Genomic DNA, 15,709 nt, shown 5'->3' with positions numbered 1-15,709 from the left:
TTAAACTATGAAACTATTACACACGATTCATGAATACCAGCAAACGAAACCAACACAACCAGCATTTGTTTCTCAACATGCTTCGATCACATATGGTGAGCTTTGGCATTTATCAGACCAAATGGCTGGTGCGATTGATGCAGTCGCAGCTGGCAGTGAACCTGTCATTGTATACGGTCATATGGAGCCAGAGATGCTGATTTCTTTCTTAGGCAGTGTGAAATCAGGCAGACCGTATATTCCGGTCGATATCTCAATACCTGTCGAGCGCATCGTCTCAATTATTGAAAGCTCAAAAGCCAGTCTATTGATTTGTGCAAATGAGCAGAATGTAATAGATGTAGAAGAGCACATTGAAGTGAAGAGTGCGGCATCGCTTTTAGCACTTGAAAAAGAAGCACCGCCATCCACGCAGTGGGTTCAACAAGATGATGTCTTTTACATCATTTATACGTCTGGCAGTACCGGAAAACCGAAAGGCGTTCAGGTAACAGCCAATAATTTAGAAAGCTTTACAGAGTGGATGTGCCGCGACTTCCCAATTGGTGAGGGACGCACATTCTTAAATCAAGCACCATTTTCTTTTGACTTATCAGTGATGGATCTCTATCCAGCGCTTCAATCAGGCGGCACACTTTACTGTTTAGTGAAAGATCTTGTGAATAAGCCAAAGGATATGTTTGCAGCACTTAGTCAATCTGACGTTGAAGTGTGGACATCAACACCTTCTTTTGTGCAAATGTGCTTAATGGACCCTTCCTTTACAGGGGAGCTTTTACCAGAGCTGAACGTTTTCTTGTTCTGCGGTGAGGCGCTTCCTGTAGCTGTAGCAAGTGCACTTCTGGAGCGTTTTCCAAAGGCGCAGGTCTTTAATACGTATGGTCCAACTGAAGCAACTGTTGCGATCACATCAATTGAAGTCACGCAGGCGATTCTTGATCAGCACGATTCTTTACCAGTCGGCTATGCCAAACCTGATACAGACATCGTCATTTTAGATGAAGAAGGCAAGACACTTCCTGATGGTGAAAAAGGGGAAATTGTCATCGTGGGGCCAAGCGTCACGAGAGGCTACTTAGGTGAACAAGCCTTAACGGATAAAGTGTTCTTTGAATACGAAGGACGCCCTGCTTACCGCACAGGTGACGCAGGTGTGGCGCAGGATGGATTAATTACGTGCCATGGTCGTCTCGACTATCAAATTAAGCTTCATGGATACCGGATGGAGCTTGAAGAAATTGAATATCATGTGAGCGAGACAACCTATGTCAATGCTTGTGTGATTGTGCCATTCCAGCCAAACGGTCATGTTGAGTACTTGATAGCAGCGATTGTTCCAGCAGCTCATTCATTTGAAAAAGAGTATCAGCTGACAAGTGCGATTAAGAAAGAAATGGCGGATTCACTGCCAGCGTACATGATCCCAAGAAAGTTTGTGTATCTTGAGCAGCTGTACATGACGCCAAACGGGAAGGTTGACCGTAAGAGAATCGCGAAAGAGGTTCTTCTATGATTCCGTTTAGTTCATTCTTTTTCTTCATTCTAATTGGTATTCTTCTTTTGCCGACGATCATTCTTGGTCTTCGCGGCAAAAGAATGCAGGGCTACAACATGTTTGCAACGGTTGTGGCGCTGGCACTTATTTTCTCAAAGGATGCCCATGGCGCGCTGCTGCTCTTCTTGTTCACGGTGTGGCAAGTCTTCATCATCCGCCTGTACCTTGCATACCGGTTAAAGGCGAATCAGGCATCTGTTTTCTATGCAGCAGTGGTGGCATCTATTTTGCCGCTTGTGCTGTCAAAGATTTTACCGTTCTTTTTAACTCATCAGCCCCACCAGCCGCCGCCAATGAACTGGCTGAGCTTTTTGGGGATCTCGTACTTAACATTTAAAGGTGTTCAGTTAATTATTGAGACAAGAGACGGCTTGATTAAGAAGAAAATTCCGATTCACCGTTTGGTCTATTTCATTGTCTTTTTCCCGACGATTTCATCAGGTCCGATTGACCGTTACCGCCGATTTGAAAAGGATATGGATACGCCGCCTGAAAAGGAAGCATACAGTGATCTTCTATATGCCGGTATTCATAAAATTTTCATTGGCTTCTTATATAAGTTTATTATTGGTTATCTAATTCACACATATATTCTGATGAATATTCATCACATTAGCAGCAGTCACTTTGTTCAGCAGTTAACGTATATGTATGCTTACAGCATGTATTTGTTCTTTGACTTTGCTGGATATACAATGTTTGCTGTAGGTGTGAGTTATATTATGGGCATTAAGTCGCCAGAGAACTTTAATAAACCGTTTATCAGCCGAAACATTAAAGACTTCTGGAATCGCTGGCATATGTCCCTGTCCTTCTGGTTCAGAGACTACGTGTTTATGAGATTTGTGTTCTTTATGACTAAAAAGAAGTGGATCAAGAACCGAATGGCTGTATCAAATATTGGGTACTTTGTCCTCTTTCTATTGATGGGTGCTTGGCATGGCCTTGCCCTTCAATATATTATTTACGGACTATATCATGCAGTTGTCATGTCCGGTTACAATTTATTTGAGAAATGGAATAAAAAGCACAAGTGGTGGCCGGATAATAAGGTCACAATGGTTGTGTCAATCATTATTACATTCCATGTGATTTGTTTCGGATTTTATATTTTTTCAGGAAAACCATTTCATCATTAATGATTAAGGGAGTAGAAAATTATGGAATTTAAAAATCAAGTATACGGTATTATTGCAGAGGTTTGTCAGGACGACGTTGTGAAAGAAAATCCAGAGATTGCGATTTTTGAAGAAGGTCTTCTTGATTCATTTGGTACAGTAGAACTGCTTATGGCAATTGAAAGTCAACTCGGAATCACTGTTCCGATTACAGAATTCGATCGTGATGTGTGGGATACGCCGAATCATATTGCTGAGCAGCTGGCAGAGATGAAGTAATGAAAAAGCGTTTTTTTGGGCCGCTTATTTTAGCGGCTGTTCTATTCATTGGTGTTCTTCTTGTACCAAATGCATGGCTCTCACACCTGATCCCAAAAGACAAATTACAAAAGTCAGCCACAGAATTAGATCCAGGGATGTTCCAAGGGCTCTATTTACAAGATGAAATGCTAAAAGATCCAACTTATTTGCCGATCTATGGATCTTCTGAACTATCACGTTTTGATCCATATCACCCTTCGAATTTCTTTCATGAGAATCCTCAAGGGTTTACACCTTATCTTATTGGAAAAGGTGGATCGCAATCATTAATTCATGCGATGAACTTCGCAGCGCATATGGATGAATTAAAAGGGAAGAAGCTTGTATTTATCGTGTCCCCGCAGTGGTTTGTGAAATGGGGATCTGACGAGAATCACTTTGCACCTAACTATTCAGCGCTTCAAGCGCTGAATCTCGCCTATAATAAAGAAATTGATCCAACTGTGAAAAAAGAACTGATTAAAAGAATTATGAAGTTTAAAGCAGTCAAAAACGACATGGTGATTACAGAGCTTTTTAAGGCAGAGCTATCTGGGAACAAGTTCGCTTATGGCGCGATTTCTCCTATTGCGAAAATGTACTATGGCATGCTTCAAAAGAAAGACATGTACTATACGATTGGATCGGGGCATGAGCGCAAGCTTCAACCGTCTCCTTCAGTCAAAGGAAAAACATGGGCTGAGCTTGAAAAAGAAGCGAGCATTTTTGGTGCGAAAAGAGCAGGGGACAACCCGTTTTATATTAATCAAAAACTGTTTGACCACAAGCTGAAACCGATCATGAAAAAGATGAAGGATTCCCGTGAAGGTCATTCTTATGCGGAATCACCAGAATACAAAGATTTTCAAATCATGCTTGATATTTTAAAACAGGCAGGGGCAAAGCCTTTGTTTGTAACGATTCCTGTCAACGGAAAGTGGTATGACTACACCGGTTTTCCGAAAGAAGGCCGTACAGGTTATTATGAAAAAATCAATCGTCAAATTCGAGATAATGGGTATGAAGTCGCTGATTTGACTAAGCATGAGTACGATCCATATTTCTTTAAAGATACGATTCATGTGTCTTATAAAGGATGGGTGTACATCGATAAGGCAATTGAAAAGTTTTACAAAGAGCAGTAGAATGCAGCAGCTTTCTGCTGCTTTTTGTTTGTCGAATCAGCGGATATCTTGTATAACTGAGGGAAAAGGGCTATGCTGTAGATGGAGGCGATATGATGAATCGTTCTGAGAAAAAAGAACTATTAAAGCGTTCAAAGAAGCATTTTAATGATCATGCCTTTTGGGAAAAGTTAAAAAAGACGGCACAAAAAGCTGGTGTCTCTCTTGTCTATGCTGTGCTATTACTTTACTATACATTGCAAAAACCCGAAGTGCCGGTCAAAGCAAAGACCTTGATTATTGGAGCACTCGGCTATTTTATCCTTCCACTTGACCTCATTCCTGATACATTGATTGGTGTCGGCTATACAGATGATTTAGGAGCCATTACATTTGCTTTGCTTCAAGTAGCGATGTACATTGATGATGATGTGAAAGGGAAAGCAAAAGACAGGCTGTCAAAATGGTTCGGTGAAAAAACCGATACCTCTTTGATTGATCAAAAGCTTGAGGATGGCGGTATGCCGTCTGTATAAAGAAAAGCCTCCGTTATTGGAGGCTTTAGCGTGTAGACAAACCCTCGCATTCGTTGTCAGGTCTGCGCTCCAGTGCTCACGAATGTTTCAATTCGCTCCGCTCCGGTGCTCGTCCTTCCTAGGGCTGCAAAGGTTTTCTATCACGCTGAAAAGAAGACAAAGGGCTAAAATGATTTTCATTTTAGCCCTTTGGCAACAATCTGAAGCCTCCGTTATTGGAGGCTTTTTTCTTTACCCTAAAAATTTCACGCAAACTGGATGAGGGACGGTAATGTCTGATTGTAAGACAGTGAGTCGTCCTGTTTCTTTGTCGCGTTTGTATAACACAAGATTGCTAGATTCTTGGTTTGAACCGACGAGGAATTCTTCTGTTGGATCAAGCACAAAATCTCTAGGCCAGTTTCCTTCAGAAGAAGCAATCTCGACAAGGCTTAATTGGCCGTCAGCGTCTGTTTTAAAAATCGCAATGCTGTCATGACCGCGATTTCCTGCATAAACAAATTGTCCGTCTGAAGAGACATGAATGGCACTGCCTTGATTGTTCTCTGTAAAATCGCTTGGAATGGTCGCGATTGTTTGGATCTCTTCAAAATGACCATCTTCAAAGTAACGAAGCACAATGACCTCTGAGCTTAGCTCTGTCATGACATATGCCACAGGTTTCGTTGGGTGGAATGTGATATGACGAGGTCCGCTGCCTGGCTTTGTTTCAAATGTATGAGCAAGCTCAAGTTTGCCGTCTTCTTTCTTATACGTATAAATTCCATCTGTTCCAAGGTCAACAGCCACTGCAAATTGTTCATCTGGCGTGAGACCCATAAAGTGAGTGTGCGGCTTTTCCTGACGATCTTCGTTAGGGCCAGTTCCTTCATGCTGCGCCTGTGAGAGCGTGCGGATCACTGAGCCAGTTTCAGCATCGATTTCATACATCTCTGCTGTCCCTTTATGATAATTCGCTGTATACGCCGTTTTCGTTTGACTGTCCACGCTGACGTGGCAAGGAGAAGCTCCATCGGCAAGCTCTTGGTTGATGAAGTGAAGTCTGCCTGTTGTTGAATCAATTTGATACGCAGCAAGGCCGCCCTGTGATCCTTTTTTCACAACAGCATAAACAAACTTTTGATCCTCTGACACGGTTAAATATGTAGGATTTTCAAGCTCAGCAGCGACTTCTACTTGCTCAATCTGCTGCTTGTCCGTATTTAATGTAAACGTATAAACACCTTTACTGTCTCCCTTTGTATACGTACCGATATAACCTCTGATGTTAGCCATGTATTGCCCTCCTTCTATTAGATGCTCTCATTCTATCATAAATTCATAGGAAAACGCTTTAGAAAGGCATGCCAAAAGAAAAACAAAGCCAAAGAAATCTCACAATATTCATCAAAAATGTTGTGAAAAAATATCACAAAAGTTTTCTCAAAAGAAAACCGTTCATGTAAAGTAAATAAATTGAAGAAAAAATACAAAAAATTTTAAGTTTTTTCATTCCTTGTCTAGCAAAGGTGTAAGCGTATACATTTAATTTTGATTAGTCTAAATTGTCTAATAATTTTAAAAATGCTGTTGACACTGTATGGAAAGCGGCGTAAGATGGGTTCAACAAAAGCTAAACAAACACGCAGTGCAAGCGAGAGACACTTCAATATAAAGTGTCTGAAAATTCAACTACTTTTTGTTTGAAAGAGAGGGTGCTCACTGAAAATGGAAGACCAAAAGGAACAGTGGATCTTTTTAAACGATGAACTCGTGAAAAAAGAGGATGCGAAAATTTCAGTTTACGATCATGGCTTCTTATATGGCGACGGTGTTTTCGAAGGGATTCGCGTGTATAACGGAAATATCTTTCGAATGAAAGAACATTTAGACCGCCTGTATGATTCCGCTAGATCTATTATGCTGAACATTCCATATTCACTTGAGGAACTCACGGAGAAAATGATTCATACAGTTGAAAGGAACGGCCTAAAGGATGCCTATATTCGCCTTGTCGTCTCAAGAGGAGCGGGTGATCTTGGTTTAGATCCTAACAACTGCGGGAGAGCCAACACAGTGATCATTGTAGAGCCGCTGGCCATTTTTCCAAAGCACCTATATGAAACGGGTATTGATATTGTGACGGTTCCAACAAGACGAAATCGTCCAGATGTCCTTAGCCCAAAAGTGAAATCATTAAATTATTTAAATAACATTCTTGTCCGAATCGAAGCCCATATGGCCGGTGTGAGTGAAGCGCTGATGCTGAACGATCAAGGGTACGTGGCGGAAGGTTCTGCAGACAACGTGTTTATTTATAAAAAAGGCAAGCTTTATACACCGCCAGGTTATATCGGCGCACTTGAAGGCATCACAAGAAATGCCATCATGGAGATTGCAGAAGACTTAGGCTACGAAGTGAAAGAAGAACCATTCACAAGACATGATGTGTATACAGCTGAAGAAGTATTTCTAACAGGAACCGCAGCCGAAGTCATCGCCGTTGTAAAAGTTGACGGCCGTACAATCGGTGAAGGAAAACCTGGGTTCCACACAAACAAACTTCTTGAACAATTCCGTAAGCGAGTAGTTGAAGAGGGAGAAAAAGTCGTTTTTGCAGATGAAAACATTCATGCAAGTTAAATAGATATCGATAAACGTTGAAGAGGACTAGTAGCTTTAGAGTCAGTATCTACAGAGAGCCGGTGCTAGCTGGAAACCGGTGTTACTTTCTAAAGTGAACTCACCTCTGAGTGTCTGCTTGAAATGATAGTAGGGCAGACCGAGTGACATTGCTCACTCGTTACCAAAATGGACGAAAGATGTCCATGAGACGGCAGTAGGATTGCCGTGAACAAGGGTGGTACCGCGAAAAACAAAGCTTTTTCGCCCCTTTGACCTAGTGAAAAGTAGTGTCATTGTGGGGTGAGAAGGCTTTTTTATATGGTCTCATATCTCTATCTTGAATAGAAAAGGGTGAAAGGACTTGACTGAAGCAAGACAAAGAGGAGGAAATCAAATGGGGACAAATGTACAAATGGAGACGGAAAAATCAAAAGCGCCACAAACGATGAACGGTGCACTCATGTTAATTGAAGCACTTAAAAGAGAAAAAGTAGAAGTCATTTTCGGCTATCCGGGCGGAGCGGTTTTGCCAATCTACGATAAAATTTACGATTCTGGTTTATTTCATGTCCTGCCAAGACATGAGCAGGGAGCGATTCACGCAGCAGAAGGATACGCAAGAGTATCTGGTAAACCGGGTGTTGTCATAGCCACATCAGGGCCGGGAGCGACAAACCTTGTGACAGGAATTGCAGATGCGATGATTGATTCACTTCCCCTTGTTGTATTCACAGGGCAGGTGGCAACGTCAGTCATTGGATCGGATGCTTTCCAAGAAGCTGATGTACTCGGCATCACAATGCCAATTACAAAGCACAGCTACCAAGTAAGAAATCCAGAGGAATTACCGGGTGTCATTAAAGAGGCGTTCCATATCGCAACAACAGGCAGACCTGGTCCAGTCTTGATTGATATTCCAAAAGATGTCGCAGGCATTGAAGGAACGTTTGAATATGATCAGCCAATTGATTTACCTGGTTATCAGCCAAAAGTAGAGCCAAACTATTTGCAAATTCGCAAATTAGTAGAAGCTGTCAGCAGAGCGAAGAAACCAGTCATTCTAGCAGGAGCTGGCGTTCTTCATGGCAAAGCATCTGAAGAATTAAGACAGTATGTAGAGCAGCAGCAAATCCCAGTCGCTCATACATTGCTTGGACTTGGCGGATTCCCGGCAAAGCATCCTCTTTTCCTAGGGATGGCCGGTATGCATGGCACATATGCAGCGAACATGGCTCTTCATCAATGTGACCTGCTCATTTCAATCGGAGCAAGATTTGATGACAGGGTAACAGGCAACCTTAATCATTTTGCGAAACATGCGAAGGTGGCTCATATTGACATCGACCCAGCGGAAATTGGCAAGAACATTCATACCCATATCCCGGTTGTTGGAGACAGTAAGCTCGTTCTTGAAGAGCTGATCAAGCAGGACGGGAAGCAAGGGGAATCAGACGAATGGAAAAATCAATTAAATCAGTGGAAGGAAGAATATCCACTCTGGTACGTTGAAAACGAAGCAGAAGGCTTTAAGCCTCAAAAGCTGATTGAATACATTCATCAATTCACAAAAGGTGAAGCCATTGTCGCAACTGATGTCGGACAGCATCAAATGTGGGCAGCGCAGTTCTATCCATTTGAAAATGCAGATAAGTGGGTAACATCTGGAGGTCTTGGCACAATGGGCTTCGGATTACCAGCAGCCATCGGCGCTCAGCTGGCTGATCAAGAGGCAACTGTTGTGGCGATTTTAGGAGACGGAGGTTTCCAAATGACCCTGCAAGAGCTTGCCGTTATCCGTGAGCTGAACCTTCCAGTCAAAGTGATTGTACTCAATAATCACAGCCTTGGAATGGTAAGACAATGGCAAGAAATTTTCTACGAAGAACGCTACTCACATTCTAAATTTTCAGAGCAGCCAGACTTCGTCAAATTATCTGAAGCTTATGGCATTAAAGGAATCAGAATCTCATCAGACGAAGAGGCGAAAGAAAAGCTTGAAGAAGCCTTAACCTCTAGAGAGCCTGTTTTCATCGATGTCAATGTAGCGCGAGATGAAAAAGTATTCCCGATGGTAGCACCGGGGAAAGGACTTCATGAGATGGTGGGGGTGAAACCTTGAAAAGAATTATTGTGTTGACTGTATTAAATCGATCAGGCGTACTGAACAGAATCACAGGCCTCTTTACTAAAAGACACTACAATATTGAAAGCATTACGGTCGGCCATTCTGAGATTCAAGATGTATCACGCATCACGTTCGTCGTCCATGTAGACCAGGAGAAAGACATCGAGCAGCTGACAAAACAGCTGAACAAGCAAATCGATGTGCTGAAAGTAACAGACATTACAAACCAATCAATCGTTCAGCGAGAGCTGGCTTTGATAAAAGTCGTATCTGCACCAGCATCTAGAATGGAGATCACAGGGGTCATTGAACCGTTTAGAGCTTCTATTGTAGATGTGAGCAGAGAGAGTGTCGTCATTCAGGTGACAGGTGAGTCTTCAAAAATTGAAGCACTCATTGAATTACTTAAGCCATACGGCATTAAAGAAGTCGCCAGAACTGGCACTACGGCCTTTGCGAGAGATAATCAGCAAAAGCCGCAAACAAATAAAACAATTTCAATTGTCTAAACAAAAGGAGAGAGTCAAATGGTAAAAGTATATTATAACGGTGATATTCAAGAAAACGTATTAAATGGTCAAAAGGTAGCAATCATTGGTTACGGTTCACAAGGTCATGCACATGCATTGAACTTAAAAGAAAGCGGCGTAGATGTGATCGTCGGCGTAAGAAAAGGCGGATCTTATACAAAAGCACAAGAAGACGGTCATCAAGTATTCACAGTAAAAGAAGCAGCGGCACAAGCAGACGTCGTGATGGTACTACTTCCAGATGAGCAGCAAAAGAAAGTATATGATGAAGAAATCAAAGATCAATTAGAAGCTGGCAACTCACTTGTATTCGCACACGGATTCAACGTTCACTTCCATCAAATTGTTCCTCCAAGTGACGTAGACGTGTATCTTGTAGCTCCAAAAGGACCAGGACATCTTGTGAGAAGAACATATGAGCAAGGCGCTGGTGTACCTGCCCTATTTGCTATCTATCAAGATGTATCTGGCCAAGCGAAAGACAAAGCACTTGCTTATGCAAAAGCGATCGGCGGAGCAAGAGCGGGCGTTCTTGAAACAACATTTAAAGAAGAAACAGAAACGGATCTATTCGGTGAGCAGGCAGTTCTTTGTGGAGGTCTTACTTCACTAGTAAAAGCAGGATTCGAAACGTTAACAGAAGCTGGTTATCAGCCAGAGCTTGCATACTTCGAGTGTCTGCATGAACTGAAATTGATCGTTGACCTTATGTATGAAGAAGGTTTAGAAGGCATGAGATATTCAATTTCTGATACAGCACAATGGGGTGACTTCGTATCAGGACCACGCGTTGTGGATGCAAAAGTAAAAGAGTCAATGAAAGCTGTTTTGACTGATATCCAAAACGGAACATTTGCAAAAGAATGGATTGTTGAAAACCAAGTGAATCGTCCACGTTTCAATGCGATCAATGCAAATGAAAATGAGCACCAAATTGAAATCGTTGGTAGAAAGCTTCGTGAAATGATGCCTTTCGTTAAACAAGGAAAGAAAAAGGAAGCGGTGAGCGTCGGTGCGGAAAATTAATTTTTTTGACACAACACTTCGGGATGGAGAGCAATCACCAGGAGTGAACTTAAATGCACAAGAAAAGCTAATCATTGCAAAGCAGCTTGAGCGCCTTGGGGTTAATATCATTGAAGCGGGATTTCCCGCTTCATCCCGAGGGGATTTCTTAGGCGTACAAGAAATTGCAAGAACGATTAAAAACTGTTCTGTTGCTGGTCTTGCACGATGTGTGAAAGGTGACATTGATGCTGCATGGGAAGCATTAAAAGATGGAGTGGAGCCAAGGCTTCATGTCTTTATTGCCACTTCTGACATTCACCTGAAGCATAAACTAAAGAAAACACGTGAAGAAGTCGTAGAACAGGCTGTCGCAATGGTGAAATATGCGAAAGAACGTTTTCCAGTTGTCCAATGGTCAGCAGAAGATGCGTGCCGTACAGATCTTGCTTTCTTGGCAGTTATTGTAGAAAAGGTCATTGACGCTGGGGCGAGTGTCATTAACTTGCCAGATACAGTAGGATACCTAGCGCCAAAAGAGTACGGAAACATCTTTAAATATATGAAGGAACACGTTCCAAATATCCACCGCGTTAACTTGTCCGCTCACTGTCACGATGATTTAGGAATGGCTGTAGCAAACTCACTTGCTGCCATTGAAAATGGAGCAGATCAAATTGAAACGGCTGTCAACGGAATTGGCGAGCGCGCTGGAAATGCCGCGTTAGAAGAGATTGCAGTAGCTCTTCATATTCGAAAAGACTTTTATCAGGTCGAATCAACGATTCAATTGAATGAAATTAAGCGTACAAGTGATGTAGTGAGCAAATACTCAGGAATGATTGTGCCGCGTAATAAAGCAGTCGTTGGAAACAACGCATTTGCACATGAATCAGGTATTCACCAAGATGGTTTCCTCAAAGAAAAAACAACCTATGAAATTATTTCTCCAGAGCTTGTCGGCGTGACAACAGATGTGCTTGTCCTTGGAAAACACTCCGGAAGACACGCGTTTAAAGACCGCATGAAAACACTAGGCTTTAAACTAACGGAAGACGAAATCAATAAATTCTTTGAGACTTTCAAGAACTTGACAGAGAAGAAGAAAGAAATTACAGATGATGACTTGATCTCTATTATATTAGAAGAAAAAGTAGCAGACCGAAAAATCGGCTACGAATTTGAAAGTCTGCAAGTGCACTATGGAACAGAACAAATGCCAACAGCAACAGTTTCTCTGAAAAATCAAGAAACACAGGAAGTCATTCAAGAAGCAGCTACAGGAGCAGGCAGTGTAGAGGCTGTGTACAACACGCTTGAGCGCTGTATGGAAGAAAGAATTCATTTGCTGGACTACCGCATTCAATCAAATGGAAAAGGCAGAGATGCACTAGCAGAAGTATATGTCACTGTTTCAATAGAAGGAAAAGAAACAGCAGGGCGCGGTGTAGCGCAAGATGTACTTGAAGCATCTGCAAAAGCTTACGTCAATGCAGTGAACAGACATTTAATCTTCAAATCAAATCTGATTGAAATTGAGAAACATCACGCGATCTCATAGGAAAGGAGGAAGGTTCTCATGAAAAAGAAAATTGCACTTTTGCCCGGCGATGGAATCGGACCGGAAGTCGTGACATCTGCAGTCGCAGTCCTTCAAGAGACAGCGGCTCAATTTAAGCACGAATTCGAATTCGAAACTGCGCTCATTGGCGGTATCGCAATAGATGAAAAAAACAACCCGCTTCCAAAGGAAACAGTAGATGTATGCAAGGGCTCTGATGCGATTTTATTAGGAGCAGTCGGCGGACCAAAGTGGGATCAAAACCCGCCAGAGCTTCGTCCAGAAAAAGGCTTACTTGCCATTCGTAAACAGCTGGACTTATTTGCCAACATCCGCCCTGTAAAGGTGTTCGATAGCTTAAGCGAGGCATCTCCGTTAAAACAAGATCACATTAACGGAGTCGATTTCGTCATCGTTCGTGAATTAACAGGCGGTCTCTATTTTGGTGAACCAAGCGAACGCTATACGGATGATGAAGGAAAAGAAGCTGCCGTTGATACGCTCCTTTATACAAAGGAAGAAATTGTCCGCGTATTAAAAGAAGCGTTCGACATGGCCTTAACAAGACGGAAAAAAGTGACGTCTGTGGATAAAGCGAATGTCCTTGCTTCTAGTAAACTATGGCGGGATGCAGTAGAAGAAGTTGCTGCTCAATATCCAGAAGTTGAATTTGAGCATATGCTCGTCGACAATGCTGCCATGCAGCTGATTTACAAGCCCGCTCAATTTGATGTCATTGTGACGGAGAATATGTTCGGTGATATTTTAAGTGACGAAGCTTCTATGATTACTGGATCACTCGGCATGCTGCCATCTGCTAGTTTATCAAGCAGTGGCCTTCATTTATATGAGCCAATTCATGGTTCAGCACCCGATATTGCGGGGCAAAACGTTGCAAACCCTCTGGCAACCATTTTATCAGCAGCAAGCTTGCTTAGAACATCCTTTTCATTAGAAGAAGAAGCGGATGCAATAGAAGAAGCTGTCGAAGCTGTTCTTGCCTCTGGCAAACGAACAAAAGATTTAGCAGCAAAAGAGGGAACTTATCAAACGACTGAAGAAATCACTAATGCGGTTGTAGACGCACTCAAGCAGCGCGTGCAAACCATTGTGTAAATAGAATCTTGTGGAATTAGGTAGAGGGAGGAAAAGGGTTATGCCTCGAACAATCATCGAAAAAATATGGGATCAGCATGTAGTCAAAAGCGGCGAGGGAAAACCAGACCTTTTATATATTGATCTGCACTTGGTGCATGAAGTGACATCACCTCAAGCATTTGAAGGATTAAGACAAAAAGGGCGCAAGGTGAGAAGACCTCAAAACACGTTTGCGACGATGGATCACAACATCCCAACTGTGAATCGATTTGTGATCAAAGATGAGATTGCTAAAAAGCAAGTAAGTGCCTTAGAGCGCAACTGTGCGGAATTTGGCGTTCGTCTTGCTGACCTTCACAGTGTTGACCAAGGAATCGTCCATGTCGTTGGACCTGAGCTTGGATTGACACTTCCGGGGAAAACAATCGTTTGTGGAGATAGTCATACATCAACTCACGGCGCGTTTGGTGCACTTGCCTTTGGGATCGGTACTAGTGAGGTTGAACATGTACTTTCTACACAAACACTTTGGCAGCAGCGTCCGAAAACGCTAGAAATTAGAGTAGACGGAAAGCTTCAAAAAGGGGTAACCGCCAAAGATGTCATTTTAGCCGTCATTGGTGCGCACGGCGTGAAGTTCGGCTCAGGTTATGTCATTGAATACACTGGGGAAGTATTCAGAAACATGACGATGGATGAGCGGATGACCGTTTGTAATATGTCAATTGAAGCAGGCGCAAGAGCAGGATTGATTGCACCTGATGAAGTCACCTTCGAATATTGCCGCGGCCGCAAATATGCACCGCAGGGTGAAGACTTCGAAGCAGCTATTAAAGAATGGGAAGAACTTAGAACAGATCCAGGTGCAACCTACGATAAAACCATTGTATTAGATGGAAATGAGATTTCACCAATGGTTACGTGGGGAATTAACCCAGGAATGGTACTCCCTGTGGATGCATCAATCCCAGGACCTGAGGACTTTGCACAAGAAGATGATCAAAAAGAAGCAATTCGTGCTTACGAATACATGGGTGTCCACCCGCATCAGCGTATAGAAGATATTACGATTGAGCATGTCTTTATCGGCTCATGTACGAACTCAAGAATGACTGATTTACGTCAAGCTGCTTCTATGATTGAAGGACAAAAAGTAGCAGATCATGTCAGAGCGATTGTGGTGCCTGGCTCTCAAAGTGTCAAATTGCAAGCAGAAAAAGAAGGTCTTCATGAAATCTTCCTTGAAGCAGGATTTGAATGGAGAGAATCAGGCTGCAGTATGTGCCTTAGTATGAATAACGATGTGGTACCGGAGGGCGAACGCTGCGCGTCCACATCAAACCGTAACTTTGAAGGGCGTCAAGGGAAGGGTGCGAGAACGCATCTTGTCAGCCCGGCAATGGCTGCAATGGCTGCGATACATGGCCGCTTTGTCGATGTCAGGAAGTTTAATCAAGAGAAAACAGTCGTGTAAGGAGTTGTCATAGATGGAGCCTTTAGTCACTCATAAAGGAAAAGCCGCTGTGCTTAACCGTATCAATGTAGATACAGATCAAATTATTCCAAAACAATTTTTAAAAAGAATCGAACGAACAGGATATGGCCGCTTTGCCTTTTTCGACTGGCGTTATTTAGCCGATGGCAGCCCAAATCCAGATTTCGAACTAAATCAGCCGATCTATGAAGGAGCATCCATTTTGATCGCAGGGGAGAACTTTGGCTGCGGATCATCTAGGGAACATGCTCCTTGGGCGCTTGATGATTATGGCTTTAAAATTGTCATTGCACCATCATTCGCAGATATATTTCATCAAAACTGCTTTAAAAATGGGATGCTTCCGATTCGCCTTGATTATGATGTGTGGAAAACCTTCGCTGCGTCATATGAGAACAAAGGGTATGAGATGACGGTTGATCTTGAAAAACAGCAGATAGAAGATCATGAAGGGAATATCACCCCTTTTCAAGTCGACCCTCACTGGAGAGAAATGCTCCTAAATGGTTATGATGAGATTTCATTAACATTACTTCTAGAAGATGACATTCAAGCATTTGAAGAAAAGCGCAGCAGCTGGCTGCGCGCTTAAGCAACGAGAAGCTGTCCGCCCGAGGTGTGACGGCTTCTTTTTTGCATGAAAACCTCTCGTTACTTG

Annotated in this window: 14 protein-coding genes and 1 other annotated feature; of the genes, 13 read left to right on the top strand and 1 reads right to left on the bottom strand. The window is 42.6% G+C overall.

The genetic code is table 11. The annotated features are described in order from the left end of the window. The first annotated feature begins 7 nt into the window (after window positions 1–7). The 5 genes from dltA to NSS65_RS13065 all read left to right on the top strand — a co-directional run bounded on the left by dltA (window position 8) and on the right by NSS65_RS13065 (window position 4,633). Window positions 8–1,513 carry a D-alanine--poly(phosphoribitol) ligase subunit DltA gene (gene dltA, locus NSS65_RS13085; RefSeq protein WP_142945574.1) on the top strand — a complete coding sequence of 502 codons (1,506 nt, stop codon included), beginning with the start codon at window positions 8–10 and terminating at the stop codon, window positions 1,511–1,513. Next, window positions 1,510–2,694, top strand: coding sequence for a D-alanyl-lipoteichoic acid biosynthesis protein DltB (gene dltB / locus NSS65_RS13080; RefSeq protein WP_041107125.1), 1,185 nt, complete (start codon window positions 1,510–1,512; stop codon window positions 2,692–2,694). The genes dltA and dltB overlap by 4 nt, the downstream gene beginning before the upstream one ends. 21 nt (window positions 2,695–2,715) lie before the next feature. Then, window positions 2,716–2,952 (top strand): D-alanine--poly(phosphoribitol) ligase subunit 2, encoded by a 237-nt coding sequence (gene dltC / locus NSS65_RS13075; protein WP_024423191.1) that lies wholly within the window; start codon window positions 2,716–2,718, stop codon window positions 2,950–2,952. Further along, window positions 2,952–4,118, top strand: a complete 1,167-nt coding sequence (gene dltD / locus NSS65_RS13070; protein WP_025092477.1) for a D-alanyl-lipoteichoic acid biosynthesis protein DltD — start codon at window positions 2,952–2,954, stop codon at window positions 4,116–4,118. Before dltC ends, dltD begins: the two co-directional genes overlap by 1 nt. 95 nt (window positions 4,119–4,213) lie before the next feature. Further along, complete coding sequence (locus NSS65_RS13065) at window positions 4,214–4,633, top strand: YkvA family protein (RefSeq protein WP_024423190.1); 420 nt, start codon at window positions 4,214–4,216, stop codon at window positions 4,631–4,633. A 231-nt stretch (window positions 4,634–4,864) separates the two neighbouring features. Here the strand turns inward: NSS65_RS13065 and NSS65_RS13060 are convergent, their stop codons facing one another. Beyond that, window positions 4,865–5,908 carry a lactonase family protein gene (locus tag NSS65_RS13060; RefSeq protein ID WP_326134837.1) on the bottom strand — a complete coding sequence of 348 codons (1,044 nt, stop codon included), beginning with the start codon at window positions 5,906–5,908 and terminating at the stop codon, window positions 4,865–4,867. 432 nt (window positions 5,909–6,340) lie between these two features. On the opposite strand from NSS65_RS13060, the gene ilvE reads away from it, so the two are divergent. The 8 genes from ilvE (at window position 6,341) to leuD (ending at window position 15,643) form a co-directional block, all read left to right on the top strand. Next, a complete protein-coding gene (ilvE, locus tag NSS65_RS13055) occupies window positions 6,341–7,255 on the top strand; it encodes a branched-chain-amino-acid transaminase (RefSeq protein WP_024427825.1) in 915 nt (304 codons plus the stop codon). A gap of 8 nt (window positions 7,256–7,263) precedes the next feature. Next, window positions 7,264–7,509: a binding site (T-box leader), on the top strand. A 122-nt stretch (window positions 7,510–7,631) separates the two neighbouring features. Next, complete coding sequence (gene ilvB / locus NSS65_RS13050) at window positions 7,632–9,356, top strand: acetolactate synthase large subunit (RefSeq protein ID WP_326134836.1); 1,725 nt, start codon at window positions 7,632–7,634, stop codon at window positions 9,354–9,356. Next, window positions 9,353–9,871, top strand: a complete 519-nt coding sequence (ilvN, locus tag NSS65_RS13045) for an acetolactate synthase small subunit (RefSeq protein ID WP_007501584.1) — start codon at window positions 9,353–9,355, stop codon at window positions 9,869–9,871. Before ilvB ends, ilvN begins: the two co-directional genes overlap by 4 nt. Window positions 9,872–9,889: 18 nt before the next feature. Continuing rightward, entirely contained in the window at window positions 9,890–10,918 is a 1,029-nt protein-coding gene (gene ilvC / locus NSS65_RS13040) for a ketol-acid reductoisomerase (RefSeq protein ID WP_024423187.1), read from the top strand. Beyond that, window positions 10,905–12,458 carry a 2-isopropylmalate synthase gene (locus tag NSS65_RS13035; protein WP_326134835.1) on the top strand — a complete coding sequence of 518 codons (1,554 nt, stop codon included), beginning with the start codon at window positions 10,905–10,907 and terminating at the stop codon, window positions 12,456–12,458. Before ilvC ends, NSS65_RS13035 begins: the two co-directional genes overlap by 14 nt. Window positions 12,459–12,476: 18 nt before the next feature. After that, window positions 12,477–13,574 (top strand): 3-isopropylmalate dehydrogenase, encoded by a 1,098-nt coding sequence (leuB, locus tag NSS65_RS13030; RefSeq protein ID WP_326134834.1) that lies wholly within the window; start codon window positions 12,477–12,479, stop codon window positions 13,572–13,574. Window positions 13,575–13,614: 40 nt separating this feature from the next. Continuing rightward, the gene (leuC, locus tag NSS65_RS13025; RefSeq protein ID WP_024423184.1) at window positions 13,615–15,030 is read left to right on the top strand and encodes a 3-isopropylmalate dehydratase large subunit; all 1,416 of its coding nucleotides are present in this window, start codon (window positions 13,615–13,617) and stop codon (window positions 15,028–15,030) included. 13 nt (window positions 15,031–15,043) lie between these two features. Next, window positions 15,044–15,643 (top strand): 3-isopropylmalate dehydratase small subunit, encoded by a 600-nt coding sequence (leuD, locus tag NSS65_RS13020; RefSeq protein WP_024423183.1) that lies wholly within the window; start codon window positions 15,044–15,046, stop codon window positions 15,641–15,643. Window positions 15,644–15,709 lie beyond the last annotated feature (66 nt).

The organism is Bacillus sp. FSL K6-1006 (assembly GCF_038593175.1).
In the GTDB taxonomy this organism is placed as follows: domain Bacteria; phylum Bacillota; class Bacilli; order Bacillales; family Bacillaceae; genus Bacillus; species Bacillus safensis.
The sequence above is the reverse complement of the archived record's forward strand: the minus strand, read 5'-3'. Positions and strand labels throughout refer to the sequence as shown.

Excerpts from the sequence above, each read along its gene's own strand:
- dltA (WP_142945574.1), top strand. The coding sequence starts at position 8 with ATGAAACTATTACACACGATTCATGAATACCAGCAAACGAAACCAACA.
- dltB (WP_041107125.1), top strand. The coding sequence starts at position 1,510 with ATGATTCCGTTTAGTTCATTCTTTTTCTTCATTCTAATTGGTATTCTT.
- dltC (WP_024423191.1), top strand. The coding sequence starts at position 2,716 with ATGGAATTTAAAAATCAAGTATACGGTATTATTGCAGAGGTTTGTCAG.
- dltD (WP_025092477.1), top strand. The coding sequence starts at position 2,952 with ATGAAAAAGCGTTTTTTTGGGCCGCTTATTTTAGCGGCTGTTCTATTC.
- NSS65_RS13065 (WP_024423190.1), top strand. The coding sequence starts at position 4,214 with ATGAATCGTTCTGAGAAAAAAGAACTATTAAAGCGTTCAAAGAAGCAT.
- NSS65_RS13060 (WP_326134837.1), bottom strand. The coding sequence starts at position 5,908 with ATGGCTAACATCAGAGGTTATATCGGTACGTATACAAAGGGAGACAGT.
- ilvE (WP_024427825.1), top strand. The coding sequence starts at position 6,341 with ATGGAAGACCAAAAGGAACAGTGGATCTTTTTAAACGATGAACTCGTG.
- ilvB (WP_326134836.1), top strand. The coding sequence starts at position 7,632 with ATGGGGACAAATGTACAAATGGAGACGGAAAAATCAAAAGCGCCACAA.
- ilvC (WP_024423187.1), top strand. The coding sequence starts at position 9,890 with ATGGTAAAAGTATATTATAACGGTGATATTCAAGAAAACGTATTAAAT.
- leuB (WP_326134834.1), top strand. The coding sequence starts at position 12,477 with ATGAAAAAGAAAATTGCACTTTTGCCCGGCGATGGAATCGGACCGGAA.
- leuC (WP_024423184.1), top strand. The coding sequence starts at position 13,615 with ATGCCTCGAACAATCATCGAAAAAATATGGGATCAGCATGTAGTCAAA.
- leuD (WP_024423183.1), top strand. The coding sequence starts at position 15,044 with ATGGAGCCTTTAGTCACTCATAAAGGAAAAGCCGCTGTGCTTAACCGT.